This window comes from Parabacteroides sp. ZJ-118 (genome assembly GCF_011038785.1).
Classification (GTDB): Bacteria; Bacteroidota; Bacteroidia; order Bacteroidales; family Tannerellaceae; genus Parabacteroides.
In genome coordinates this window covers 21481-46615 of the sequence record NZ_JAAKDT010000023.1, presented here as the reverse complement: position 1 = coordinate 46615, position 25135 = coordinate 21481, and the positions used below count along the sequence as shown (strand labels likewise).

The window sequence follows — 25135 nt, the reverse complement described above, 5'->3', positions numbered from 1 at the left end:
CGTTACCTCCGTGAGGAAGGAGGGCGGGAAAGAAATAAGGGAAACGCGTATCTTATGTACCGCGTTTCCCTTAATGTTTCTAAACGTAAATCCGCAGGGTATGAAAAATGCGGGCTTAGAGATCATCTAACCCGCATTCTCTCGTATGTGTAGCTAATGCCTGTGTTACTTAGTATACTTGCTCCAATCCACGTTGTGCATATCGCCGCTGGCCGCTAGTTCCTCATGGAAAGCGAAACAGCATTTCAGGTTTTGAGGCGTATGCCCCTTGATGCCCATAGCGAGGTACTCTTCCAATAACGGTTTGTAATCCGGATGAACGCAATTGTCGATGATGCAACGAGCGCGTTGGATCGGAGATTTGCCGCGTAGGTCCGCTACACCATATTCCGTGATAATGATCTTCACGGAGTGCTCGCTATGATCCAAGTGAGATACCATCGGTACGAACGCGCTGATCTTACCCTCCTTCGCTGTAGACGGAGTCGTGAAGATCGAGAGCATGGCCGAACGGGTAAAGTCGCCGGAGCCTCCGATGCCATTCATCATACGAGTACCGGATACGTGCGTAGAGTTGATATTACCAAAGATGTCGGCCTCCAAAGCCGTATTGATAGCGATTAAGCCCAAACGGCGGGCAACCTCCGGATTGTTGGAGATCTCCTGCGGACGAAGTAAAATCTTATCCTTGAAGAAATCAAGATTCGCGTAGATCTCGCGGATTACCTCGTTGCTTACGGACAAAGAGCAACCGCTGGCGAACTTGACACGGCCCTGTTTCATCAACTCGATGACCGCGTCTTGAATAACCTCGGTATATACGTTGAACGCGGGGATAGACTCATTCGCTCCCATGCAGCCCAAGACCGCGTTAGCCACGTTGCCTACACCACTCTGCAATGGAACGAATTCTTTCGGAAGACGGCCGGCCTTGATCTCGCTAACCAAGAAGTCCGCGACGTTTTTGCCGATCGCCATCGTAACATCATCCAGCGGAGAGAATTTTCCGCCCTCATTCGGCTCATCGGTCCGTACCACACCCACGATCTTGGCCGGATCCACTTTTACACAATCGCTGCCGATTCTGTCGGAAGGCGTGTAGATAGGGATCTCACGGCGTAAAGGAGGATCGGCCGGCTCATAGATATCGTGCATACCGCGGATTTCTTTCGGGTGACGGCAGTTCAACTCAACGATGATGCGGTCTGCCATACGGCAGATAGTAGGAAGGATACCGACACCCGAAGTCGGAACGATCTCACCATCCTCGGTAACATCGGCAGCCTCTACGATCGCTACATCGATCTTACCCAAGAATCCGTAACGCAAGCTTTGTGCCAATTCAGACAGGTGCAAATCGAAATAGTGTGCCTGATGAGCGTTTAGCGCGGCACGTAAGTCTTTGTTAGATTGGTACGGGGTGCGGAATTTAATGGCGTTGGCGCGAGCCAACTCTCCGTCTAGCTTATCACCGGTAGAAGCGCCGGTAAACATACCGATTTGGAAAGGGTTACCTTTAGCGTGTTCTTCCGCAGCCTTCCGGGCAATGGCTCCGGGAACGACTTTCGGGCATCCTGCGGGTGTAAAACCACTGAAACCTACATGATCGTCGTGATGTACATACGACGCGGCTTCTTCAGCTGTAATGAATTTTAATGCCATGATAATTAGTTTTTATGTTTTTAGGTAAATACTTACTGTTCAATATTTCGGGCGCAAACTTACATAAAATTACGCTGAATCGAATATAAGTGTGGCGTAAATTAATACTTCCGGTTTAGAATCTCCGCGCAAATGATCGCTTTCTTCAATTCCTCGATGTCTCTGAAGGTATCTTCCGGCATAAGCCCCGGTTCTTCCTTAATGGCACTCATCTTTACAGAGGGTTGGGGCACGGTGGAATCCGGGATATCCCGGAAGCCCTTTTCTTCAGTTGGCTGGTCATTAGGTACAATCTCCCTCTCGGGTTGCCTCAATACATCGGGGCGACTCTTCTTCTTTTTGTCCTTCGAGCCGAATAAGCCACTGACGGCGGCGATAATCAGGAAAACAATATATAACCAATCTCCTACGTTATCCATAAACTTTGATTATTTTTGCACCTCCAAATGTAAGAAGAATAATTGAGAAGTGAAAAAGGGAGAATCCATAAAACATCAGATAGGTATAAAAGTGAATACAGATGGGTATAAAAGTGAATAAGGGTAACTTCACAGCCACCCTTACTCGATTTAACCAAAACCTTAACTATGAAAAAATTTACGTTTTTCAAGTGCAAATGTAACGGAGGAATTTGAACTGTGCAAGCATTTGCGCGATTATTTTTAAGCATCTTACTTATTTAAATTCTATTAACACATAAGTATGGTAAATCAAGGAAACGGCGCGGACTTAAAATCCGCCACCCAAAGTAATGAACGTAAGTTGTTTATCGAGACCTACGGCTGTCAGATGAATGTGGCGGACAGCGAAGTCGTAGCTTCCATCATGAAGATGGACGGCTATAGCATGACGGAGAATATCGAGGAGGCGGATGCCGTCTTCGTGAATACTTGCTCCGTCCGCGACAACGCCGAACAGAAAATCTATGGGCGGCTACAGTATTTCCAGTCTTTAAAACGGAAAAAGAGGTCATTAATTATCGGCGTATTGGGATGTATGGCCGAGCGGGTGAAGGAAGACCTGATCCATGTGCATCATGCCGACTTGGTGGTAGGACCGGATTCTTATCTGGACTTGCCGAACTTGGTGGGAGCGGTAGAGCGCGGAGAGAAAGCGATCAACGTGGAGCTTTCTACCCAAGAGACTTATAAGGATGTTATCCCTTTGAAGCTGCCGGGCGTACATATCTCCGGTTTCGTGTCTATTATGCGCGGTTGTAACAATTTCTGTACCTATTGTATCGTACCTTATACAAGAGGACGCGAGCGTAGCCGGGATACCGAGAGTATCTTGAATGAGATACGGGATATGCGAGAGAAAGGCTTTAAGGAAGTTACGTTGTTGGGACAAAATGTAAACTCCTATTCTTTCGAGAAGGAAGGAGAGACCCTAACCTTCCCGATCTTGTTGGATCGTGTGGCGAAAGAGGTTCCCGATATGCGGATTCGTTTTACGACCTCTCATCCGAAGGACATGAGCGATGATACCTTACGTGTGATTGCCGCGAACGACAATATCTGTAAGTTTATCCATCTGCCCGCCCAATCCGGCAGCAGCCGCGTCTTGAAGGTCATGAATCGTAAATATACCCGTGAATGGTATCTGGACCGTATAGCGGCGATCCGTCGGATCATACCGGATTGCGCGATCTCGACCGATTTATTCTGTGGTTTCCATTCCGAGACCGAGGAGGATTATCAAGAGACTTTATCCTTGATGCGTGAAGTGGGATATGATAGCGCTTTCTTGTTTAAGTATTCTGAACGTCCGGGTACATACGCCGCCAGCCATTTGGCGGATAATGTGCCGGAAGAAGAGAAGGTACGCCGTTTGCAAGGTATGATCGATTTGCAAAACAGGTTGTCCGAGGAAAGTAACGTGCGGGATATAGGCAAGACTTTCGAGGTCCTGATCGAAGGATTCTCCAAACGTTCCCGTGAGCAGTTGTTCGGACGAACCAGCCAAAACAAGGTGGTTATCTTTGACAAGAAGAACTATCACGTAGGCCAATTCATAAAAGTCAAGATTCATAAGGCTTCCTCGGCTACCCTGTTCGGGGAGCCTGTGGAGGAATAAGAGAAAGAGAACGCCAATACGTTCCATTTCGAGCGAGATTGGCGACATTCGTCTCGCATGCGCCAATCTCGCGGTAGGCTGATGTAGAGGTTAAATATTCTAAAACCCTTTTGGCTTACTTATTTTATTCGTTCTTTTGCAAGAAAATTGGGAGGTGTGTTCTCTGTACGCATCTCCTTAATTTATTTAACGTTAATAAGTAGAGTCTGATGGCTGAAAATAAAAAAGTTAGTTCTGTTTCTTTCTTTAACTCCCGGCTTACGTCTGTTATTAGTATCTCCTTGGTACTATTCTTGCTAGGACTCATTCTATTGATAGGGATGTTGGGGAATAAACTCTCCGTTTATGTGAAAGAGAACCTGTCTTTCTCCATCGTGCTGAAAGATAATCAAAAAGAGACTGAGATAAAGAAAATGCAGAAGAGCTTGGACGCTCTCCCTTTTATAAAATCAACCGAGTATATATCGAAAGAGCAAGCCGCGAAAGAGTTGGAGGAGGAACTGGGCGAGAACCCGGAAACCTTCTTAGGCTTTAACCCTTTACAGGCCTCGATCGAGGTGAAACTGCGTTCGGAGTACGCCAATCCCGATAGCCTCCAGGTGATAGAGAAGAAGATCAGGAACTATACGTCGGTCTCGGAGCTGCTTTACCGAAAGGATATGATGGAGATGGTCCATAATAATATGAATCGGCTGAGCTTGATCCTGCTTACCTTGGCGGCGGTACTGATGATCATCTCGTTCGTGTTGGTCAGTAATACGATTCGCCTGTTGATTTATTCCAAACGATTCTTGATTCATACGATGAAGCTGGTGGGAGCTACCTCCGGCTTTATACGTAGGCCTTTTGTGAAATATAACATAGTAAGTGGCATTTTCGCCTCTGTATTGGCAATATGGATGCTAACCGGGGCGTTATATTATTTGCAAAATGAATTGAAAGGTTTTATCCAGCTATTGGATATGCAAGCGTTACTATTGGTCTATGTGGCAGTGTTTGCTTTAGGTATTGTCTTGTCCGTGATCGCGACCATTCTTGCCGTGAATAAATATTTGCGGATGGAGGGCGACAAGTTGTATTATATTTAATGTACGAATAATAAAGAGTTGAGAAAGATGGCTAAAAGAGATTTTGCTTTCGGAAAGGAGAATTTTATACTGATCGCCGTTGCAGTTGCCTGTATCGTGCTGGGTTTCGTATTGATGAGTGGTGGAGGTTCTGGGGATAACACGTTCGATCCGGATATATTCAGCGCACGCCGTATCGTGGTGGCTCCGGTGGTTACGGTTATCGGTTTCGTGATGATGATTTTTGGAATCTTGAAGAATAGCAAAGATAAAGGAATAACAGAATGAGTGGGGTAGAGGCCTTGATACTGGGTATCGTACAGGGGTTGACCGAATATCTGCCAGTGAGCAGTAGCGGTCATTTAGCGATCGGCTCAGCTTTGTTTGGTGTAGAGGGAGAGGAAAATCTTGCGTTTACGATCGTCGTGCATGTGGCGACCGTATTCAGTACGTTGGTGGTTTTGTGGAAGGAAACCGATTGGATATTCCGCGGTTTGTTTAAATTTCAGATGAACGCGGAGGCGAAGTATGTGATCAATATCTTGATCTCCATGATTCCGATCGGGATCGTTGGGGTATTCTTTAAAGATACGGTCGAACAAGTCTTTGGATCGGGTTTATTGATCGTTGGTTGCATGCTGCTATTGACGGCGGCTTTGCTGGCATTTTCGTATTATGCCAAACCGCGCCAGAAAGAGTCGATCTCGATGAAAGATGCTTTTATCATCGGTCTGGCTCAGGCTTGCGCCGTGATGCCGGGCTTGTCACGTTCCGGATCAACGATCGCTACCGGTTTGTTATTGGGAAATAATAAGGCGAAACTGGCCCAGTTCTCTTTCCTGATGGTAATTCCCCCGATCTTAGGAGAGGCGTTGCTGGACGTAATGAAGATGGTGAAAGGGGAAGATGTGGCCGGAGACATTCCCGCATTATCATTGGCGATAGGTTTCGTGGCCGCTTTCGTATCCGGTTGTGTGGCTTGTAAATGGATGATCAACATCGTGAAAAAGGGCAAACTGATTTATTTCGCCATCTATTGCGCGATCGCGGGATTGGCGACAATCGCTTGTACGTTACTGAAATAAAGGATGGATTTTATAGCTGGAGAGATTGTATATTTTAATAAACCGCTAACGTGGACTTCATTTGACTTAGTCAATAAATTTCGCTATAAGCTAAGCCGGAAACTGAAGGTAAAGAAGATTAAAGTTGGACATGCGGGAACTCTGGATCCCTTGGCTACAGGTGTGATGATCGTTTGTACCGGAAGGGCTACGAAGCGGATCGATGAGTTTCAACATCAGACGAAGGAGTATGTCGCTACGTTGAAGTTGGGAGAGACTACTCCATCTTTCGACTTGGAGAAAGAGATAGACGCTGTGTATCCGACGGAACATATAACCCGTGAGTTCGTGGAGGAGGTTTTAAAGACATTCGTGGGTACGATCCAACAGATTCCCCCGGTGTTCTCCGCTTGTAAGGTGGAAGGTAAGCGTGCTTATGAGCTAGCCCGGAAAGGAGAGGAAGTTGAGCTAAAATCCAAGACGTTGGTTATAGACGAACTGGAGTTGCTGGAGTGCGACTTGCCTGTTATAAAGATACGGGTGGTATGTAGCAAAGGTACCTATATTCGCGCGTTGGCTCGGGATATTGGGAAGGCCTTGGATTCCGGCGCTCATTTGATTGGTTTGGAACGGACTCGCGTCGGAGAGGTAACCTTGGATATGTGTATGCCTCCGGAGGAGATCGACGATTTCTTAGAGAAGAATGTGGTAAAAGTAGAGGAAGAAAAATAAATAGAGTGCATTATGAAGCTTTCGAAATTCAAATTTAACTTGCCGTCGGAATTAATCGCTTTACATCCGGCGAAGAACAGAGATGAGTCGAGGTTGATGGTCGTTCATCGGGATACGGGTGAGATCGAGCACCGCGAGTTCAAGGATATTCTAGACTATTATGGAAAAGGTGACGTGTTTATCTTCAATAACACGAAAGTTTTCCCCGCTCGCTTGTACGGCAACAAGGAGAAAACAGGGGCGCGTATCGAGGTGTTCTTGTTGCGCGAGCTGAACGAGGACTTACGTTTGTGGGATGTGTTGGTGGATCCGGCTCGTAAGATCCGTATCGGTAATAAGTTATACTTTGGCGAGGATGATTCCATGGTCGCAGAGGTAATCGATAATACGACTTCGCGGGGTCGTACGCTCCGTTTCTTGTATGACGGGAGCCACGACGAGTTTAAGAAGGCCTTGTATGCCTTGGGGGAGACTCCGCTGCCTAAGTATATCGAACGTGAGGTGGAACCGGAAGACGAGGATCGTTACCAGAATATTTTCGCCGCGGAAGAAGGTGCGGTTGTAGCCCCTGCCGCGGGATTGCATTTTAGTCGTGAGTTGATGAAACGGTTGGAGATCAAGGATTGCCTGTTCGCTTTCTTGACTTTGCATTCGGGCTTAGGTAATTTCCGTGAGATCGACGTGGAGGATTTGACGAAACATAAGATGGATTCTGAGCAAATGGTCGTAAATGCCGATGTGGTGGATATCGTGAACAAGGGGAAGGATGAGGGGCACAAGGTTTGCGCGGTCGGAACTTCCGTGATGCGTGCGATCGAGACGGCCGTAAGTACGGATGGTCATTTGAAAGAGTTCGAGGGCTGGACGAATAAGTTTATCTTCCCTCCATACGAATTCAGCGTAGCTACCAGCATGGTGACAAATTTCCACATGCCGTTGTCTACTTTATTGATGATGACCGCTTCTTTCGGTGGTTATGAGTTGATCATGGACGCTTACGATGTCGCTTTGAAGGAGAAATATCGTTTTGGCGCTTACGGTGACGCTATGCTAATCCTTTAATCCGGTTTCTATGGCGACAGCTTACCTTGGATTGGGTACGAACGTAGGTAATAAACGAGGGAATTTGGTGACAGCGGCGGCGCTGTTGGCTGAAAGGGTGGGAGATGTTCTCGCCCTTTCTGATGTGTATGAGACGGAGCCTTGGGGGTTTGAATCGGACAACACTTTCTTGAACGCTGTGATCGTTATGACGACGGAACTTTCCTCGATGGATTTATTAGATGCTACCCGTTTGATCGAGATCGAGATGGGACGTATCGAGAAAAGTGACGGCGCGTATCAGGACCGTATCATCGATATCGATCTGTTGATGGTGGATGAGCAAGTCATACATACGGAGAGGCTGACACTGCCGCATCCGCTGATGCACAAGCGGTTGTTCGTTATGGAACCGTTGGCAGAAGTCGCTCCGTCCGTCAAACATCCCGTGTTAGGTAAGACGATGCGTGAACTTTTATCCGAATTATAAGTTTTAATTATGAACTACGAGATTTGAGTTATGAATGAGGAAATTAATAAAGCGATGACGCAAGGGATCGTTTTTAAGAAAGCGAAAAGCGAGGCGGTAGATCCGAATGGAAAGAAAATTAAGTTCTCTGATTTTTTGAGAGGGACACACGGGTCTGATTCCGCGAAATGGAAGGCCGGCTTTAAATATAAAAAAGCCTTACGCAATTCCAAAAGGAAGAAATAATTCTCAATTTTCAGCTTTCAATTCTCAATTATTCGCTATCTTCGCGGGTGAATTGACGTGGATAGATTTGTATTGCTTGCAACCACGGGAAAAAATGCTAAAAACATATTCTTTTCCATAGCCGTCCGGCAGAAGAATCCTTCCATGTTCAGTTCGGTCATAGATTAATAACTAACGGGCATTGTCAATCGAGACCTGTGGCTTATCCCTTGGTTCTCAATTTTCAATTCTCAATTTTCAATTTAAAACGATGAGTTATTTATTCACCTCCGAATCGGTGTCTGAAGGGCACCCCGATAAAGTAGCCGATCAAATATCGGATGCTTTGCTGGATGAGTTCTTGGCGTATGACAAGAATTCGAAAGTCGCGTGCGAAACCCTTGTTACAACCGGACAGGTTGTCTTGGCTGGAGAAGTTAAATCAAGTGCGTATGTGGATGTGCAGGAAGTGGCGCGTGGCGTGATCGAGAAGATTGGTTACACGAAAAGCGAGTACCAGTTTGAAGCGAAATCATGTGGTGTGTTCTCTTCTATCCATGAGCAGAGTGGCGACATCAATCGTGGCGTGGAGCGTGCGGATCCCTATGAGCAGGGTGCCGGCGACCAAGGTATGATGTTCGGTTATGCGACCCATGAGACTGAGAATTACATGCCTTTGGCGTTGGACTTATCTCATACTTTATTACGGGTATTGGCGAAGATCCGTAAGGAAGAACCGGATTTGATGCCTTATTTGCGTCCGGACGCTAAGAGTCAGGTTACGATTGAATATGAGGATAACGGTAAACCGTTGCGCATTGATACGATTGTGGTATCTACGCAGCATGACGAGTTTATCGGTCCGAAAGGTATTTCGCAGAAGGAAGCGGATGAAGCTATGCAAAAGAGGATCGCCTCTGATGTGAAGAAGATATTGATTCCTCGTGTGAAGGCTCAATATCCGGCTCATGTACAGGCTTTGTTTAATGATAGCATCATTTATCATGTGAATCCGACCGGTAAGTTCGTGATCGGCGGCCCTCATGGTGATACCGGTCTGACCGGTCGTAAGATCATCGTAGATACATACGGTGGCAAAGGCGCTCACGGCGGTGGCGCTTTCTCAGGGAAGGATCCTTCCAAGGTGGACCGTTCGGCTGCTTACGCCGCTCGTCATATCGCTAAAAATATGGTTGCCGCCGGTGTGGCGGATGAGATGCTGGTACAGGTTTCTTATGCGATCGGTGTGGCTAAACCGATGAATATTTTCGTGAATACTTTTGGCCGTGCGAAGGTGAATATGACAGACGGAGAGATCGCCGCTAAGATTTGGGACCTCTTTGATATGCGCCCGAAAGCGATCGAGGAGCGTTTGAAATTGCGTAACCCGATTTATTTCGAGACCGCCTCTTATGGTCATATGGGACGCGAGCCTCAAACTGTTACGAAGACATTCTCTTCCCGTTATTCGCAGGAGCCGATTACTTGTGACGTGGAGTTATTCACCTGGGAGAAGCTTGACTATGTAGATAAGATTAAGGAGGTGTTCGGGCTGTAAGATAGATGGGGCGTAAAACAGCGCTCGTCATTTCATGCGGCAGTGCTTCAAGTGCCAATCCGGTATATGTTCGTTGGCACTTGAAGTATACATTTGTTGAAGCTGGGAGATTCTTTTCGCTGAAATAAGATCTTTAAACTTATCCCTCCTCTTCCTGCATCTCTACCTCTTTCACCTTTCGGAACAGGTCTGAGGCGAAGATGAAATCATTCAACGCCCGGTTATTAGAGGTGATTACCTGTTCTTTTGTTCCTTGCCATTCCTTCACGCCTTCCTTGATAAAGATGATATTATCACCAATGTTCATCACGGAGTTCATGTCGTGGGTATTGATAACGGTCGTCATATTGTACTCCACCGTAATGTCGTGAATCAAATCATCGATCAACAGAGAAGTCTTGGGGTCCAGTCCGGAGTTTGGCTCATCGCAGAACAGATACTTAGGATTCAAGGAGATCGCTCTCGCGATGGCGGCACGTTTCATCATACCTCCACTGATCTCGGAAGGATATAGATGCCCGGCCTCGGACAGGTTTACGCGTTCCAAACAAAACTCGGCACGTTTCCTGCGCTCTTTTGTCGAGTCTTTAGAGAACATATCCAAAGGAAACATCACGTTTTCCATTACCGTCATGCTGTCGAATAAAGCGGAACCTTGGAACAACATACCCATCTCCCGGCGCAGCATGTTTAACTCATGCTTGTTCATCGTGATCAAGTCTCTGCCGTCATATAAGATCTGTCCGATGTCCGGTTTCATTAACCCGATGATATTCTTGATCATTACCGTTTTACCCGAACCGCTTCGTCCGATGATCAGATTCGTCTTGCCATCCTCGAACGTCGCGCTTATATCTTTCAAGACGGCACGTCCATCGAAAGACTTCGTTATATTCTTAACTTCGATCATTTTTAAGTAAGCATTAAATGGGTTAATATTACGTCGGCGAGCAAAATCATGATGCTGCTCATGACTACGGCATTCGTGCTCGCCTTACCTACCTCTAAAGCGCCTCCCTTTACATTATAGCCGAAATAGGCGGCGATGGATGAGATGATGAATGCGTATACTACAGATTTGATAATAGAATACCAAATGTAAAACTCGTTGAAGTAGAATTGCAGACCGTACTCGAACGAGGAGGGCGTCATTCCCGTACTGGTTGAGTAACTGGCGAATATACCGCCCATGATACCGGTGAACATACTGAAGATAACCAATACCGGGATGAAGATCATCAAACCGAGCATTTTCGGGAGGATCAGAAAGTTTGCGGAATTAACACCCATGATTTCCATGGCGTCTATCTGCTCGGTGACTCGCATGGTCCCGATCTCGGAGGCGATATTACTGCCTACCTTGCCCGCTAGGATTAGTGCCATGATAGAGGAAGAGAACTCCAGCAAGATAATCTCGCGGGTAGTATAGCCGATCGTAAACTTTGGGATCAAGGGGGAACTGATATTCAGGGAGATCTGGATGGCGATAACCGTACCGATAAAGACCGATATGATTATGACAATCCAAAGAGAATCCACGCCTAGCTTGTAGATCTCTTTGATCAATTGCTTAAAGAACATACTCCACCGATCCGGAAGTGTTATACTCTTCATCATCAGTAAGGTATACTCACCCATTCTGTGTAACGCCTTATTCATTGTTATCGTGTTAAATTTCTGATTACAGCTCGCGAAGATAACGTAAAATCCACTATAACCATATAACATCTTAGAAACAAGATTGGTTTTGTTTGTTATTTCACGAATGAGTAAGAGACAGTCGGCTTAAGTGTTTTTGCATGCAATGTTGGTTCAGCAAACGTTTTCTAGGAGAGGTCAGAGAATTCTCTTATCGCTTTTTTGCGAATATATGTGATGTAGATCTGCGGATTATCACGTACATTCGCGTTAAATTTTTAAGTAGCTTATGTCAGACGAACAACGAATGGTGCTCCGTACGGAGGACTTGGTAAAGAAATATAGGACTCGTACGGTCGTGAATCATGTATCGATTAACGTGAAACAGGGTGAGATCGTTGGTTTGCTGGGTCCGAACGGAGCGGGCAAGACGACTACCTTTTATATGACGGTAGGTCTGGTCACTCCTAACGAGGGTAAGATCTTCTTGAATGACATGGAGATTACGAAATTCCCGGTCTATAAGCGGGCTCGCAACGGTATTGGTTATCTGGCGCAAGAAGCTTCGATCTTCCGGAAAATGACGGTGGATGATAATATCCGCTCGGTCTTGGAGATGACGGGACGTAGCGTTGAATACCAAAAAGAAAAACTGGAAAGCTTGATTTCTGAGTTCGGCTTGAATAAGGTTCGTAAAAACTTGGGAGACCAGCTTTCGGGTGGGGAGCGTCGTCGTGCGGAAATCGCCCGCTGTCTGGCGATTGATCCGAAGTTCATTATGTTGGATGAGCCTTTCGCGGGTGTAGACCCGATCGCCGTGCAAGATATCCAGACGATCGTGGCTCGCTTGAGACATAAGAATATCGGCATCTTGATTACCGACCACAATGTGTATGAGACATTGAGTATTTGTGACCGGGCCTATCTTTTGTTCGAGGGAAAAGTCCTTTTCCAAGGAACTGCCGAGCAGCTTGCCGAGAACGAGATCGTGCGCGAGAAATACTTGGGAAAAGACTTCGTGCTGCGTAAGAAAGACTTATAGCAGCTGTTTCAATCGCCTGTTCGCCTGTATGAACAGCAGGAAAAATAAAGCGGCGATAAGGCAAAAGTCCAAAAGATGCTCGGCGGGAATATCGCCTGTGATAAACTCGTTATCCTTGAGACGACTGTCCGACATCCCGATTACGGCGAAAGCATTATGGACAAAGTGGGCGAACACCGGTATCCATATGCTCTTGCTCCAATAGAGTAGATAGCCGAAATAGGCTCCGAGTATCATCCGGGGTAAGAATCCGTAAAATTGTAAGTGGAAGGCGCTAAACAGTATGGCGGCAACCCATATGACCGTATGAGGGTTGGAGATCCATCTCCCGATCACTCGTTGCAAGGCCCCTCTGAACAGGAACTCCTCCGTTATCCCGGCTGTGAAGGCGATAACGATAAGGTTGGCTAGAATCACCTCAATGCTATCGCCGGATAACAAGATTGTCGTCAGTCGCTCGGCGAGGCTTTCTTGCATTCGCATCCATTCCTCGATAGGAGCCATAAACGCGGGTAACTCCATCTGCTTGTTAAGCAATCCCAGCAAATTGATAACCGGAGAAAATAGGAATATACAAACTAGGGTGAGAATCCAGATCCTGCCGTTCTTGATTTTCTTGATCGATAGATAATGGCAGGGATTGTCACTACAGGTCCAAGCCATAGCGATAGCAGGTAGCAAAAAGGTACAGATCGCCGAGATGAACTGAACGAGCCTCATTAAGTTGACATCTTGGGTTATATCAGCCTGTAAGCCATGGGTCGCGAGTAATAAGCCCGTGGATATAATAGACGATAAAACGGCTCCAGCCAATAAGAATAGCGAGAGTATCAGAAGTTGGATAATCGCCGGACGGGTAGCACATATTCCTTTTATTCTCATCGTGATTCATTCAAAGGGTAAATAACTGCCGCCAAATATAAACAAAAGAATAAAAACAGATCAAAATTTGCACGATTAAAAGAATAAGTCTAATTTTGCGACCTAAAATTCGATACGACTATTAATTAAATAAATCATTCAGAATGAACGTTTCGCTTAAAAACAATGATGCCGTCAGTGGCATCGTGAAATTAGAAATAGTGAAAGCTGACTATGCTGATCAGGTAGACAAGAGCCTGCGTAGCCTTCGTCAGAAAGCCAATGTGCCGGGTTTCCGTAGGGGCATGGTTCCTATGGGCATGATTAAGAAAATGTACGGAAAGCACGTGCTGGTAGAGGAGATAAACAAATTAGTTTCTGAGAATCTGTTCAAGTATATCCGTGAGAACGATTTGCATATCTTAGGCGAGCCGATGCCTAACGAGACCGAGCAAAAGCCGTTGGATTTTGATAAGGAGGAGGATTTCGAATTCTGTTTTGACGTGGCGTTGGCTCCGGAGATCAATATCGAGTTGAGCAAAAACGATAAACTTCCGTTCTATCAAGTCGCTATCGATGAGGAAATGCTGAATAACCAAGTAAACGCTTATCGCTCAAACTTCGGTTCTTACGACAATGCAGACGAGGTTGAGGAAAAAGATATGGTAAAAGGTACGGTTGCCGAGCTTGAGAACGGTACCCCGAAAGAAGGAGGTATCGTTGTGGAGGACGCTGTCCTGATGCCTATGTATATCAAGGATGAGGAAGAAAAAGCTAAATTTATAGGTGCTAAAGTAAATGCTGTAGTGATATTCAACCCGAATAAGGCTTACGAGGGCGCTGAGGCTGAGATCGCTTCTTTCTTGAAGATCGATAAGGAGAAAGTGGCTGAGACTACAGGCGACTTTAGCTTTGAGATCAAGGAGATCACCCGTCATAAAGACGCTGAGATGAACCAAGAGTTGTTTGACAAAGTATTTGGCGAGAACGTGGTTACCAGCGAGGAAGAGTTCAAGAACAAGATCAGGGAAGCTTTGGCTGAGCAGTTCGCTCCTCAGAGTGACTTTAAGTTCTTGACGGATACTCGTGATATGTTGGTCGAGAGAGCGGGTGAGTTGAATTTCGCTGACGATTTATTGAAACGCTGGTTGCTTGCCGCTAACGAGAAGAACACGAAAGAGAAGATCGATGAGGACTTCCCTCAGATCCTTCAGGATTTAAAATATCAGTTGATCAGGGAGAGCTTGGTTAAGAAGAACGGCTTGAAGGTTGAGGATGCCGATGTCGAGAACTTCGCTAAACGTGTGGCTAAGGCTCAGTTCGCTCAATACGGTATGTTGTCTGTACCCGAGGATGTACTTGACAACTATGCGAAAGACATGTTGAAAAATAAGCAAACACTTCAGAACATTATCGACCGTGCGGCTGAGGAGAAATTGGCTGCCTGGTTGAAAGAGCAAGTGGAATTGGATGTTAAGGAAGTAACCGCTGACGAATTCAACAAACTTTTTGAATAAAAAGATCTTTACCGGCCTCTGAAGAGGTTGTTTTATATCAAAAAAGGGATTACTCTCTAAAAAATATCTTAGCGGATAGCGAATAAATTGTTTCTTTCAGAAATTTATTTATAACTTTGTTTTTCCGTTAAGTCACAGAGGGGAATCCCTTTTTTACGTCTTCTCGGTAAATAAAAGATAGGAGAATATATGGAAGATTTTAGAAAATATGCTACAAAGCATTTGGGTATGAGTGGTACGGCTCTGGATAGTTATATGAACATCTCCAGCAGCTATATCTCCCCGACAATTATAGAGGAACGACAGTTGAATGTTGCTCAAATGGATGTCTTCTCTCGGTTGATGATGGATCGTATTATTTTCTTGGGTACGCAAGTGGATGATTATACCGCTAACGTGATTCAAGCGCAGTTGTTGTATCTGGATTCCAGTGATCCCGGAAAGGACATCTCTATTTATATCAACTCGCCGGGTGGCTCTGTATACGCGGGCTACGGCATTTACGACACGATGCAGTTTATTTCCAGCGATGTGTCTACGATTTGTACGGGTATGGCTGCCTCTATGGCATCTGTCTTATTGGTGGCTGGAACCAAAGGAAAACGTTTCGGCTTGAAGCATTCCCGTGTAATGATCCATCAACCGCTTGGTGGCGTACAAGGACAGGCTTCAGACATCGAGATTACAGCTCGCGAGATCTTAAAGGTTAAGAGGGAATTGTACACCATTATCTCGGATCATTCCGGCAGACCTTATGAGGAGATCGAGCGTGATGGAGACCGTGATTTCTGGATGACTGCGGAGGAAGCGAAAAAGTATGGCATGATCGACGATGTTTTAACACGTAAATAACAAAAACAACAATAAGGAACTATGGCCAAAACAACAGGCGATACATGTACGTTTTGCGGCAGGGGTAGCCGTGATGTTAATTTGCTTATCAATGGGATCTCCGGTTGCATTTGCGATGATTGCGCCCGGCAGGCGTACGAGATCGTAAAGGAGCAGACTGGAGGTAGGAAAACCTCTTTTGGCTTGAAGCAGAAAGATCTGCCGAAACCCGAAGATATCAAGACCTTCTTGGATCAGTACGTGATCGGACAAGATGACGCCAAACGTTATCTGTCGGTATCGGTGTACAATCATTACAAGCGTTTACTTCAAAAGGTTACCGCCGACGATGTGGAGATAGAGAAATCTAATATTATCATGGTGGGCGCTACCGGTACGGGCAAGACTTTGTTAGCCCGTACGATCGCTAAGTTATTGCATGTCCCGTTCGCTATCGTGGACGCTACGGTACTCACCGAGGCCGGTTACGTGGGCGAGGATATCGAGAGCATCTTGACCCGATTGTTGCAGGCCGCGGATTACGATGTGGAGGCGGCTCAACGGGGTATCGTTTTCATTGATGAGATCGATAAGATCGCCCGTAAGAGCGATAATCCGTCTATCACACGGGATGTTAGTGGTGAAGGTGTACAGCAAGGTTTGCTGAAGCTTTTGGAAGGATCGGTCGTAAATGTGCCTCCTCAAGGGGGACGTAAGCATCCGGAGCAAAAGATGATCGCGGTGGATACGAAGAATATCCTGTTTGTTTGCGGTGGCGCTTTCGACGGAATCGAGAAGAAGATCGCCCAACGCTTAAATACCCGTGTGGTTGGTTATTCGGCTAGTTTGGAGACGGCTACCGTAGACCGGAATAATTTACTGAAGTACATCACCCCGACCGATCTGAAATCGTTTGGCTTGATTCCGGAAATTATCGGCCGTTTACCTATCCTCACGTATTTGAATCCGCTGGATCGTGATACGCTTCGCAATATTTTGACTGAGCCGAAGAACTCCATTATCAAGCAATACGTCAAATTATTCGAGATGGATGGCATTAAGCTGACGTTCGATGAGGAAGTCTATGAGTTTATCGTGGATAAGGCGCTTGAGTTTAAACTGGGTGCCCGTGGGTTACGCTCAATCGTAGAGGCCGTGATGATGGACGCTATGTACAGTATGCCATCTCAAAAAGTAAAGGAACTCCATGTAACGTTGGGGTATGCGAAAGAGAAATTTGAAAAATCGGACGTGAACCGTTTACAGGTCGCGTAAACGTAGGCGGTTTACTATAAATAATACGAAGTATGGCAAAGAAGGATCATTTAACAGAAGAGCTAAATCGGCACTTTGGCTTCGGTACCTTTAAAGGGAACCAGAAGGCTATTATTGAGAACGTGCTGGCCGGGAAGGATACTTTTGTATTAATGCCGACGGGGGGAGGTAAATCCCTTTGTTATCAATTACCATCCATACTAATGGAAGGAACCGCGATCGTGATATCTCCGTTGATCGCATTGATGAAGAATCAGGTGGATGCGATGCGGAATTTCAGTGAGGAAGATGGGGTCGCCCATTTTATCAATTCCTCTTTGAATAAGTCGGCTATCGACCAGGTGAAATCGGATATATTATCAGGGCGTACCAAGTTGCTGTACGTAGCGCCGGAGTCCTTGACCAAGGAAGAGAATATGGACTTTTTGCGCCAGGTAAAGATCTCTTTCTATGCGGTGGACGAGGCGCATTGTATCTCGGAATGGGGGCATGATTTCCGTCCGGAATACCGAAGAATCCGACCGATTATCAATGAGATCGGTAAACGCCCGTTAATCGCTCTGACCGCCACCGCCACGCCTAAGGTACAGCACGATATCCAGAAGAATCTGGGTATGATAGACGCTACAGTCTTTAAATCATCCTTCAACCGCTCTAATTTGTATTATGAGGTTCGTCCGAAAGGAGCGAATATAGACCGCGAGATCATTAAGTATATTAAAGCCAACGAGGGTAAATCGGGTATCGTATATTGCCTAAGCCGTAAAAGGGTGGAGGAATTTGCCGACATCTTGAAAGCTAACGGAATAAAGGCCTTGCCTTACCATGCGGGAATGGATTCGCAAGTGCGTTCCGCCAATCAGGATGCCTTCCTGATGGAACAGGCGGATGTAATCGTGGCTACGATCGCTTTCGGTATGGGTATCGACAAGCCGGATGTCCGTTATGTGATTCATTACGATATCCCGAAGAGCCTAGAAGGTTATTACCAGGAAACCGGTCGTGCCGGTCGGGATGGTGGAGAAGGCCAATGTATCGCTTTCTATGCTTATAAGGACTTGCAAAAATTGGAGAAATTTATGCAAGGGAAGCCCGTGGCCGAACAGGAAATCGGCAAACAGTTGCTTTTAGAGACTGCGGCCTATGCCGAAACTTCCGTCTGCCGGAGAAAAGTGCTATTGCATTATTTCGGTGAGGAGTACCTGGAAGATAATTGTGGTAATTGTGATAATTGTTTGAACCCGAAGAAACAGGTGGAAGCGAAGGAATTGTTAAGTGCGGTACTGGAGGTTATCAGTACATTGAAAGAAAAGTTTAAGGCAGATTATATCGTAAATATTTTGGTAGGTAACGAAACTTCCGAGATCCAAAATTACAAGCACAATGAATTGGATATCTTCGGTTCCGGACGGGATGAGGATGATAAAACTTGGAACGCCGTTATTCGTCAGGCTTTAATCGCCGGCTATTTAGCGAAGGATATCGAAAATTATGGTTTGCTGAAAATCACGGAAAAAGGTAGGGGGTTCATGAAGCAGCCGGTATCGTTCAAGATTACTGAGGACAATGAATTCGATGAAGAGGAAGAGGAGGTGCCGGTTCGTGGGGGCGCCTCTTGTGCGGTAGACCCGGTTCTTTATTCCATGATGAAGGATTTGCGTAAGAAATTATCCAAGCGGTTGGAAGTTCCGCCTTTCGTGATTTTCCAAGATCCCTCTTTGGAGGCTATGGCTACTACTTATCCGATCACGTTGGACGAGTTGCAGAATATTCCGGGAGTGGGCGCAGGTAAGGCGAAACGTTATGGCAAGGAGTTCATTGAGCTGATCAAGAAACATGTAGAGGAGAACGAGATTGAGCGTCCGGAGGATTTACGCGTGCGTACGGTCGCTAATAAGTCTAAGTTGAAGGTCTCAATCATTCAGCGGATCGACCGTAAAGTGGCGTTGGACGAGATTGCGTTGACTAACGGCCTTGAGTTTACCGAGCTTTTGGATGAGATCGAGGCGATTGTATATTCCGGTACACGTATCAATATCGATTATTTCTTGGACGATGTAATGGATGAGGATCATATCGAGGATATTTACGAGTATTTCAAGGACTCGGAGACCGACGGCCTGGAAGATGCCATCGAGGAATTGGGCGGTGACTATACAGAAGAGGAGATTCGCTTGGTTCGTGTCAAGTTCTTGTCTGAAATGGCGAACTAATGGAAGGGTGGCCCAATCCCACCCCAAAGGAAAAACAAATTGAAGAAGTTTATTGTTCCTTCCGAAAGAGATTTATTTTTCATTCGGAAGGAACTTTACTTTCTCCTGTATCGATTTATTGCGTGAAAAGATGGTAGGTGGTTTACGTGCGGGAATGGGTTATTGCGGGACACGTAATATCGAGGAGTTGCATAAAGCTCGTTTTACTCGAATCACTAATCCGGTGTGTAAGAGAGCCATCCGCATGATGTGGCGATTATACGAGAGACTCCGGATTATAGCCGTGGTGAATAGTAATACAAGTTTTGCGTTTTATAAAAAACAATAATTTAATGAGATAGCATACTTTTCTTATCAGCTCTCCGTTAAATTAGTGGTATTTTTGTAATGTATATTCATGCTATGGTAAAAGAATTTTTGATGAAAAAGTTACTTATCTCGTTAGGGCTATTCGCTTGTGTGACGGTTAGCGCTCAAACCGCGTCCGATTCGGTCGTTATGACGGTCGCGGGAAAACAAGTGCCTTTATCTGAATTTATGTTTATCGCAGAGAAGAATGGAGAAGTGGATTTGTCGAATGCGAAATCTGTCAAAAACTATGTCGAGCTATTTAAAAATTTTAAGCTAAAAGTGGCGGAGGCGGAATCTTTAGGGATCGACCAGACTTCTTCGTTCAAAAGTGAGCTGGATGGATATCGGGCTCAGTTGATCGATAGCTATATGTCGGATAAGGAGGGTGAGAAAGCGGCTGCCCGTGCGATATATGACCGGGGGGATCGCTCGCTAGAGTTGACCCACATCTTATTCCGCTTGCCGGAGAAGACGGTATCCAAAGATACGGTAGCCGTATATCGAGAGGCCATGCAGATATACAGACGTCTTCAGGAAGGAGAGGATATGGAAACTGTCGGAAAAGCTTTGGCCGAGAAGGACAAGGAGCATGTCGCTTGCGAATATGTACGTTGCTTGCTCCCGATGCAATCCCTAAAAGTGTTTGAGGATGCTGCCTATTCCTTGCCGGTTGGCGTGGTTTCTGAACCTGTTCGCACGAAATTAGGGTTTCATTTGATAAAAGTCCATAGCCGTAAACCCAATCCGGGGCGGGTACGTGTTGCTCATATCTTGATCGCCTTTCCGAAAGATTCCGCTATTCGGGATTCATCAGCTTTTCTGGCAAAAGCGCAGATGATCTATAAGCAAGTGCAAGAGGGTGCGGATTTCGCTGAGTTGGCGAAAGAATACTCGGGGGATGCGGCTTCCGCTAAGAAGGGGGGAGTATTACCTTGGTTTGGGGTCGGCGAGATGGTCCAGCCTTTTGAGCAAGCCGCTTTTGCGTTGAGCAAGCCGGGTGATTTATCCGGGGTGGTGGAAACCCGTTTTGGTTACCATATCATTAAATTGATCGATAAGAAAGGACGCCCTTCGTTTGAGGAAGAGGAAAAAGTCTTGTCGAGACGTATGGGGCAGGGTGAACGTAACTTTGAGTTGTATAAAGCTTTCGACGACCGCATGAAAAAGGAATACGGATACGTTTTCTATCCGGAAGCCTATGCGGAGTTGCAAGCCTTATGTAATGATTGTTTTCCCACGGACGAGGCGTTTTATGAGAAAGCGAAGGATATGAACAAAGCGTTGATGCATTTGGACGGGAGGGATTTCTCGCAAGCAGAGTTCGCTTATTATATCCAACGCTGCCCGTTCTCTACAAAGACGTATGCGGGTGATTTTATGCAAGAGGTCTATGATTTGTTTATCCGCGATATCGTGACGACTGCCGAACGCAAGAACCTGGAGACGAAATATCCGGAGATTCCTCATTTGATGCAGGAGTACCGGGATGGGATCCTCTTGTTTGAGGTCAGTAACCGGGAGATCTGGAGCAAACCCTCCGCCCAGCAGAAGGTATTGGAGGCAAAATGGATTGCGGATTTGAATAAGAAATATCCGGTGACTGTAAACTGGAAATTATTGAAGGAACTAAAGAAATAAAACAAAGTATAGATATGAGGATAGTCTCCATGTTCTTGGCGTTCGTCGTGTTGTTGGGTGCCTGTAAAGGTTCTCAGCCGGCTGATACTACGGATGTCTTGGTTAGCGTGAAAGGACGTACCCTGAGTCATTCGGAGGTGAATAAGCTAATACCCCGGGGGATTTCCTACGCAGATAGTCTGTTGCTGACCGAGAACTTTATCAAGAAATGGATAAAGGATGTATTGGTGTACGATGTGGCTTTGCGTAACTTGGGGGATGAGAAAGAGGAGGTCGATAAATTGGTAGAGGAATACAGGCGTTCCTTGGTTCGTTACCGTTATCAGGAACGATTAGTAGAGGAGAAGCTGAAAGCCGATATCCGGGAAAGTGATAAGTTAAACTATTACGAGGAAAACCAGAAAAAGTTCATCTTGGATAAAGGCTTGATCAAGGGGTTATTCTTAAAAATCCCAGTTGATGCCCCGGGACTTACCGACGTAAAAAAGTGGTACAAATCCACAGATGTGGGCTCTTTAGAAAAAATTGAGAAGTATAGTGTGCAAAATGCCACAATTTATGAGTACTTTTACGACAAATGGGTTGATTTCGATGAGGTGATGGATAATATACCGATCCATGTATCGAATCCGAATGCGTTTCTGAAGGCGAATAAGTTTGTTGAAGTAGCGGATAGTAGCTATTGCTATCTACTGAATATCAAGGAGTATTTGCCTTCCGGCAGTGTGGAACCGTATGATTATGCCAGTCCGCACGTCATGGAAATACTGGTCAACCAGCGAAAAGTGGAATTCTTGAAAAAATTTGAAGACGAGTTATATAACGATGCGATCCGGAGCGGTGACGTGCAATTCCATTCCGAGCCGTGATCTCTAATTTTATAAATGGGTAGACATGATGAAAAAGATTTTAAGTGTATTCTTTCTTGCCTGTTGTTCTTGCCTTGTAATGGCGCAAGACAATGTAATCGATGAAATTGTGTGGGTGGTAGGAGATGACGCTATTTTACGTTCGGATATTGAGACACAGCGTTTGTATAATCAAAACGAGGGAGTCCGTTTGGATGGTGACCCGTATTGCGTGATTCCGGAGCAGATGGCGATACAGAAACTATACCTGAATCAAGCAAAGATCGACAGTATCACCGTGAACGAAAACCAAGTGATCCAGAACGTGGATCAGTGGATGAACATGGCTGTTAACCAAATCGGGTCTCGCGAGAAATTGGAGGAATATTTCGGTAAGAAATATTCCCAGATTAAGGACGAACGTAAGGAGATGGTGCGAGAGCAGCAGATCGTGCAACAGATGCAGCATCAATTGATCGGTGAGATCAAGCTGACTCCTTCCGAGGTGCGTAAATATTTCAACCAGTTGCCTCAGGATAGCTTGCCGAACATCCCTACGACGGTAGAGGTGCAAATCGTTACCTTGGAACCGAAGATCCCATTTGAGGAAACGGACGCTATCAAGGCTCGCTTGCGTGATTTCACGGAGCAGGTCAATTCCGGCAAGATGGAATTCTCTACGTTGGCTCGTTTGTACTCGGAAGATCCGGGGTCGGCGTCTCGAGGTGGTGAGTTAGGTTTCATGAGCAAGACACAGCTGTTGCCGGAGTTTGCGAACGTAGCGTTTAACTTGAAAGACCCGAAACGTGTCTCCCAGGTCGTACAGACGGAGTATGGTTACCATATCATCCAATTGATCGAGAAACGCGGAGACCGTATCAACTGCCGCCATATCTTATTGAAACCGAAGGTCTCCGATAAGGAGTTGGTGGATGCTACCACGCGTCTGGATTCATTGTACAATGATTTGCAGACGAATAAATTCACGTTCGAGGAAGCCGCCACATTCGTCTCTTACGACAAGGATACGCGTAATAATAAAGGTTTGATGGTAAACCAGGATTACGAGAGTCGCAATATGGGAACCCCTAAGTTCGAGATGCAAGAACTTCCGCAGGAAATAGGCAAGGTGGTATATGGCATGAAAGTCGGAGAGATCTCCAAGCCTTTTACCATGTTGACGAATAAGCAGAAAGAGGTGGTAGCTATTGTTAAGCTGAAAGCTCGGACGGAAGGACATAAGGCGAATCTGGCCGATGACTTCCAAGCCTTGAAAGCGATCGTGGAGGCAAAGAAACGTGAGGAGTTATTGAACGACTGGATCACGAAGAAGCAAAAATCAACCTACGTGCGTATTAGCGACGGTTGGAGAAATTGTGATTTCAAATATCCGGGTTGGGTTAAGGAATGAGACTAATTAACAGGTTATTTCTAGCGGTCTTATCGTGTGTTTTATCGGTTGGTGTATTTGCGCAAACGCAAGATAGCATGGGGATAGCTGCCAAAGATCGTGTAGCCCCCAAGAAGACGAAGGTCTTTTTGGAGCATGCGAATACACTTTCGTTCGACAAGGAGAGGAACGCCGAGGCTCAGGTATTGAATGGTGATGTTTGTTTTCGCCATGATAGTTCGTATATGTATTGCGATAGTGCATATTTCTTCGAGCAGACCAATTCCTTGGAGGCGTTTAGTAATGTCCGGATGGAACAGGGGGATACTTTGTTCGTGTATGGAAATTACCTGTTTTACGATGGAAATACCCAGATCGCTTACTTGCGGGAGAATGTCCGCATGGAGAATGGACAAGTTACCCTGTTTACGGATAGCTTGAACTATGAGAGAATCCCGGATATCGGATATTATTTCGACGGAGGTTTGATTGTCGACTCTTTGAATCAGCTCTCTTCTTTTTACGGGCAGTATTCGCCTAGTACGAAATTGGCTGTCTTCAATGATAGTGTCCGTCTGGAAAATGAGCAATTCACGTTGTATTCCGATACCTTGCATTATAATACAGGCTCGAAGATCGCCACGATCCTCGGACCGTCTATTATCGTGTCGGATAGCGGCACGATCTATTCCTCCAGAGGTTGGTATGATACCGTGAATAATACCTCTTTGCTGTTGGATCGTTCTCAGGTGGTTTCCGGCGACCGTATCTTGACAGGCGATTCTATCGCTTACAACCGGGAACTGGGCTTCGGGGAGGCGTTCGGTAATATGTGTCTGCAAGACACGGCGCAGCATGTCATGCTGGAAGGCCAATACGGCTTTTACAGCGAGAAGACTGAGTATGCTTTCGCTACGGATAGCGCCCGTTTCTTGGAGTTCAGTCAAGGGGATACCTTGTTTCTGCATGGCGATACCTTGAAGATGATCACGGTGGATTCGCTTTACCGGGAAGTAAAAGCTTATTACGGCGTCCGTTTCTATCGGACGGATTTGCAAGGTGTTTGCGACTCGATGCAGTTTAATACGAAAGACTCTGTATTATACATGTATACAGACCCTATTGTCTGGAACGAACAGTATCAGATCTATGGGGATACGATCTTGGTATTTATGAATGATAGCTCGATCGATTTTGCCCACGTGAAGCAATTCGCTTTTGCGATACAGCAAATCGATTCTACCGCATTCAACCAATTAAAGGGAAATGACTTGAAGGCTTATTTCGAGGGGCAGGTCGTGAATCAGATCGATGTGTTGGGTAACGCCGAATCTATATTTTTCCCATTGGAAAAGGATGGCTCGATGGTCGGCATGAACGAGACCAAGAGTGGTTTCCTTACGATTTGGCTAAAAGATAATAAGTTGGATAAACTAAAAATCTGGCCGACTCCAACGGGTACGATGACCCCTATTCCCGATCTGAAGTCCGACCAGAAATACTTGAAAGACTTTTATTGGTTTGATTATATCCGTCCTAAAGACAAGGATGATATTTATCAGGTCGTGAAAAGAAAAGTTCAAGATGTTCCGAAGAGAAGCAATAAATTCGTACATTAGCGTCGTATTCATAATTAA

Annotated in this window: 23 protein-coding genes and 1 pseudogene; 19 read left to right on the top strand and 5 right to left on the bottom strand. The window is 45.8% G+C overall.

Features of this window, described 5'->3' with window-relative positions:
• Positions 1-165 precede the first annotated feature (165 nt).
• On the bottom strand, positions 166-1662 hold the full coding sequence (locus G7Y39_RS07865) for an acetyl-CoA hydrolase/transferase family protein (RefSeq protein WP_165156709.1): 1497 nt from the start codon (positions 1660-1662) through the stop codon (positions 166-168).
• A gap of 101 nt (positions 1663-1763) precedes the next feature.
• Complete coding sequence (locus tag G7Y39_RS07860) at positions 1764-2081, bottom strand: hypothetical protein (RefSeq protein WP_165156707.1); 318 nt, start codon at positions 2079-2081, stop codon at positions 1764-1766.
• 283 nt (positions 2082-2364) lie between these two features.
• Here G7Y39_RS07860 and miaB point away from each other — a divergent pair, with 283 nt between their 5' ends.
• The 9 genes from miaB to metK all read left to right on the top strand — a co-directional run bounded on the left by miaB (position 2365) and on the right by metK (position 9894).
• Positions 2365-3738, top strand: a complete 1374-nt coding sequence (gene miaB, locus G7Y39_RS07855) for a tRNA (N6-isopentenyl adenosine(37)-C2)-methylthiotransferase MiaB (protein WP_165156705.1) — start codon at positions 2365-2367, stop codon at positions 3736-3738.
• A gap of 209 nt (positions 3739-3947) precedes the next feature.
• Positions 3948-4826 (top strand): ABC transporter permease, encoded by an 879-nt coding sequence (locus tag G7Y39_RS07850; RefSeq protein ID WP_165156703.1) that lies wholly within the window; start codon positions 3948-3950, stop codon positions 4824-4826.
• Between the two features lie 27 nt (positions 4827-4853).
• Positions 4854-5093 (top strand): DUF3098 domain-containing protein, encoded by a 240-nt coding sequence (locus tag G7Y39_RS07845; RefSeq protein WP_165156701.1) that lies wholly within the window; start codon positions 4854-4856, stop codon positions 5091-5093.
• Positions 5090-5890 carry an undecaprenyl-diphosphate phosphatase gene (locus G7Y39_RS07840; protein WP_165156699.1) on the top strand — a complete coding sequence of 267 codons (801 nt, stop codon included), beginning with the start codon at positions 5090-5092 and terminating at the stop codon, positions 5888-5890. The genes G7Y39_RS07845 and G7Y39_RS07840 overlap by 4 nt, the downstream gene beginning before the upstream one ends.
• Before the next feature lie 3 nt (positions 5891-5893).
• Positions 5894-6601, top strand: coding sequence for a tRNA pseudouridine(55) synthase TruB (truB, locus tag G7Y39_RS07835; RefSeq protein WP_165156697.1), 708 nt, complete (start codon positions 5894-5896; stop codon positions 6599-6601).
• Positions 6602-6613: 12 nt separating this feature from the next.
• Positions 6614-7663 carry a tRNA preQ1(34) S-adenosylmethionine ribosyltransferase-isomerase QueA gene (gene queA / locus G7Y39_RS07830; RefSeq protein WP_165156695.1) on the top strand — a complete coding sequence of 350 codons (1050 nt, stop codon included), beginning with the start codon at positions 6614-6616 and terminating at the stop codon, positions 7661-7663.
• A 10-nt stretch (positions 7664-7673) separates the two neighbouring features.
• Positions 7674-8132, top strand: a complete 459-nt coding sequence (gene folK, locus G7Y39_RS07825) for a 2-amino-4-hydroxy-6-hydroxymethyldihydropteridine diphosphokinase (protein WP_165156693.1) — start codon at positions 7674-7676, stop codon at positions 8130-8132.
• 30 nt (positions 8133-8162) lie between these two features.
• Positions 8163-8357: a hypothetical protein gene (locus G7Y39_RS07820; protein WP_165156691.1), complete on the top strand. Its 195-nt coding sequence runs from the start codon at positions 8163-8165 to the stop codon at positions 8355-8357.
• Between the two features lie 250 nt (positions 8358-8607).
• Positions 8608-9894, top strand: a complete 1287-nt coding sequence (metK, locus tag G7Y39_RS07815; RefSeq protein ID WP_165156689.1) for a methionine adenosyltransferase — start codon at positions 8608-8610, stop codon at positions 9892-9894.
• A 139-nt stretch (positions 9895-10033) separates the two neighbouring features.
• Here the strand turns inward: metK and G7Y39_RS07810 are convergent, their stop codons facing one another.
• Both G7Y39_RS07810 and G7Y39_RS07805 read right to left on the bottom strand, forming a co-directional pair.
• Entirely contained in the window at positions 10034-10804 is a 771-nt protein-coding gene (locus G7Y39_RS07810) for an ABC transporter ATP-binding protein (RefSeq protein WP_165156687.1), read from the bottom strand.
• 2 nt (positions 10805-10806) lie between these two features.
• A complete protein-coding gene (locus G7Y39_RS07805) occupies positions 10807-11553 on the bottom strand; it encodes an ABC transporter permease (RefSeq protein WP_008773770.1) in 747 nt (248 codons plus the stop codon).
• 268 nt (positions 11554-11821) lie between these two features.
• Here G7Y39_RS07805 and lptB point away from each other — a divergent pair, with 268 nt between their 5' ends.
• Positions 11822-12574, top strand: coding sequence for an LPS export ABC transporter ATP-binding protein (gene lptB, locus G7Y39_RS07800; RefSeq protein WP_165156685.1), 753 nt, complete (start codon positions 11822-11824; stop codon positions 12572-12574).
• Here the strand turns inward: lptB and G7Y39_RS07795 are convergent.
• Positions 12569-13456 (bottom strand): CPBP family intramembrane glutamic endopeptidase, encoded by an 888-nt coding sequence (locus G7Y39_RS07795; protein WP_165156683.1) that lies wholly within the window; start codon positions 13454-13456, stop codon positions 12569-12571. The two genes, lptB and G7Y39_RS07795, sit on opposite strands and share 6 nt — an antisense overlap.
• A gap of 143 nt (positions 13457-13599) precedes the next feature.
• Between G7Y39_RS07795 and tig the strand changes: the two genes are divergently transcribed.
• From tig to G7Y39_RS07750, 9 genes and pseudogenes are all read left to right on the top strand, one after another.
• Complete coding sequence (tig, locus tag G7Y39_RS07790) at positions 13600-14952, top strand: trigger factor (protein WP_165156681.1); 1353 nt, start codon at positions 13600-13602, stop codon at positions 14950-14952.
• Positions 14953-15141: 189 nt separating this feature from the next.
• Positions 15142-15804, top strand: a complete 663-nt coding sequence (gene clpP, locus G7Y39_RS07785; RefSeq protein WP_165156679.1) for an ATP-dependent Clp endopeptidase proteolytic subunit ClpP — start codon at positions 15142-15144, stop codon at positions 15802-15804.
• Positions 15805-15825: 21 nt separating this feature from the next.
• Positions 15826-17058, top strand: coding sequence for an ATP-dependent Clp protease ATP-binding subunit ClpX (gene clpX, locus G7Y39_RS07780; protein WP_165156677.1), 1233 nt, complete (start codon positions 15826-15828; stop codon positions 17056-17058).
• Between the two features lie 32 nt (positions 17059-17090).
• Entirely contained in the window at positions 17091-19271 is a 2181-nt protein-coding gene (gene recQ, locus G7Y39_RS07775; protein WP_165156675.1) for a DNA helicase RecQ, read from the top strand.
• 127 nt (positions 19272-19398) lie between these two features.
• A pseudogene (locus G7Y39_RS13660) lies at positions 19399-19565 on the top strand (IMP dehydrogenase); the annotation flags it as partial.
• Between the two features lie 108 nt (positions 19566-19673).
• Positions 19674-21260 (top strand): peptidylprolyl isomerase, encoded by a 1587-nt coding sequence (locus G7Y39_RS07765; RefSeq protein ID WP_165156673.1) that lies wholly within the window; start codon positions 19674-19676, stop codon positions 21258-21260.
• 14 nt (positions 21261-21274) lie between these two features.
• Positions 21275-22129 (top strand): peptidyl-prolyl cis-trans isomerase, encoded by an 855-nt coding sequence (locus tag G7Y39_RS07760; protein ID WP_165156671.1) that lies wholly within the window; start codon positions 21275-21277, stop codon positions 22127-22129.
• Between the two features lie 25 nt (positions 22130-22154).
• Complete coding sequence (locus G7Y39_RS07755; RefSeq protein WP_165156669.1) at positions 22155-23519, top strand: peptidylprolyl isomerase; 1365 nt, start codon at positions 22155-22157, stop codon at positions 23517-23519.
• Complete coding sequence (locus G7Y39_RS07750) at positions 23516-25117, top strand: OstA-like protein (protein WP_165156667.1); 1602 nt, start codon at positions 23516-23518, stop codon at positions 25115-25117. Before G7Y39_RS07755 ends, G7Y39_RS07750 begins: the two co-directional genes overlap by 4 nt.
• Positions 25118-25135: the final 18 nt, after the last annotated feature.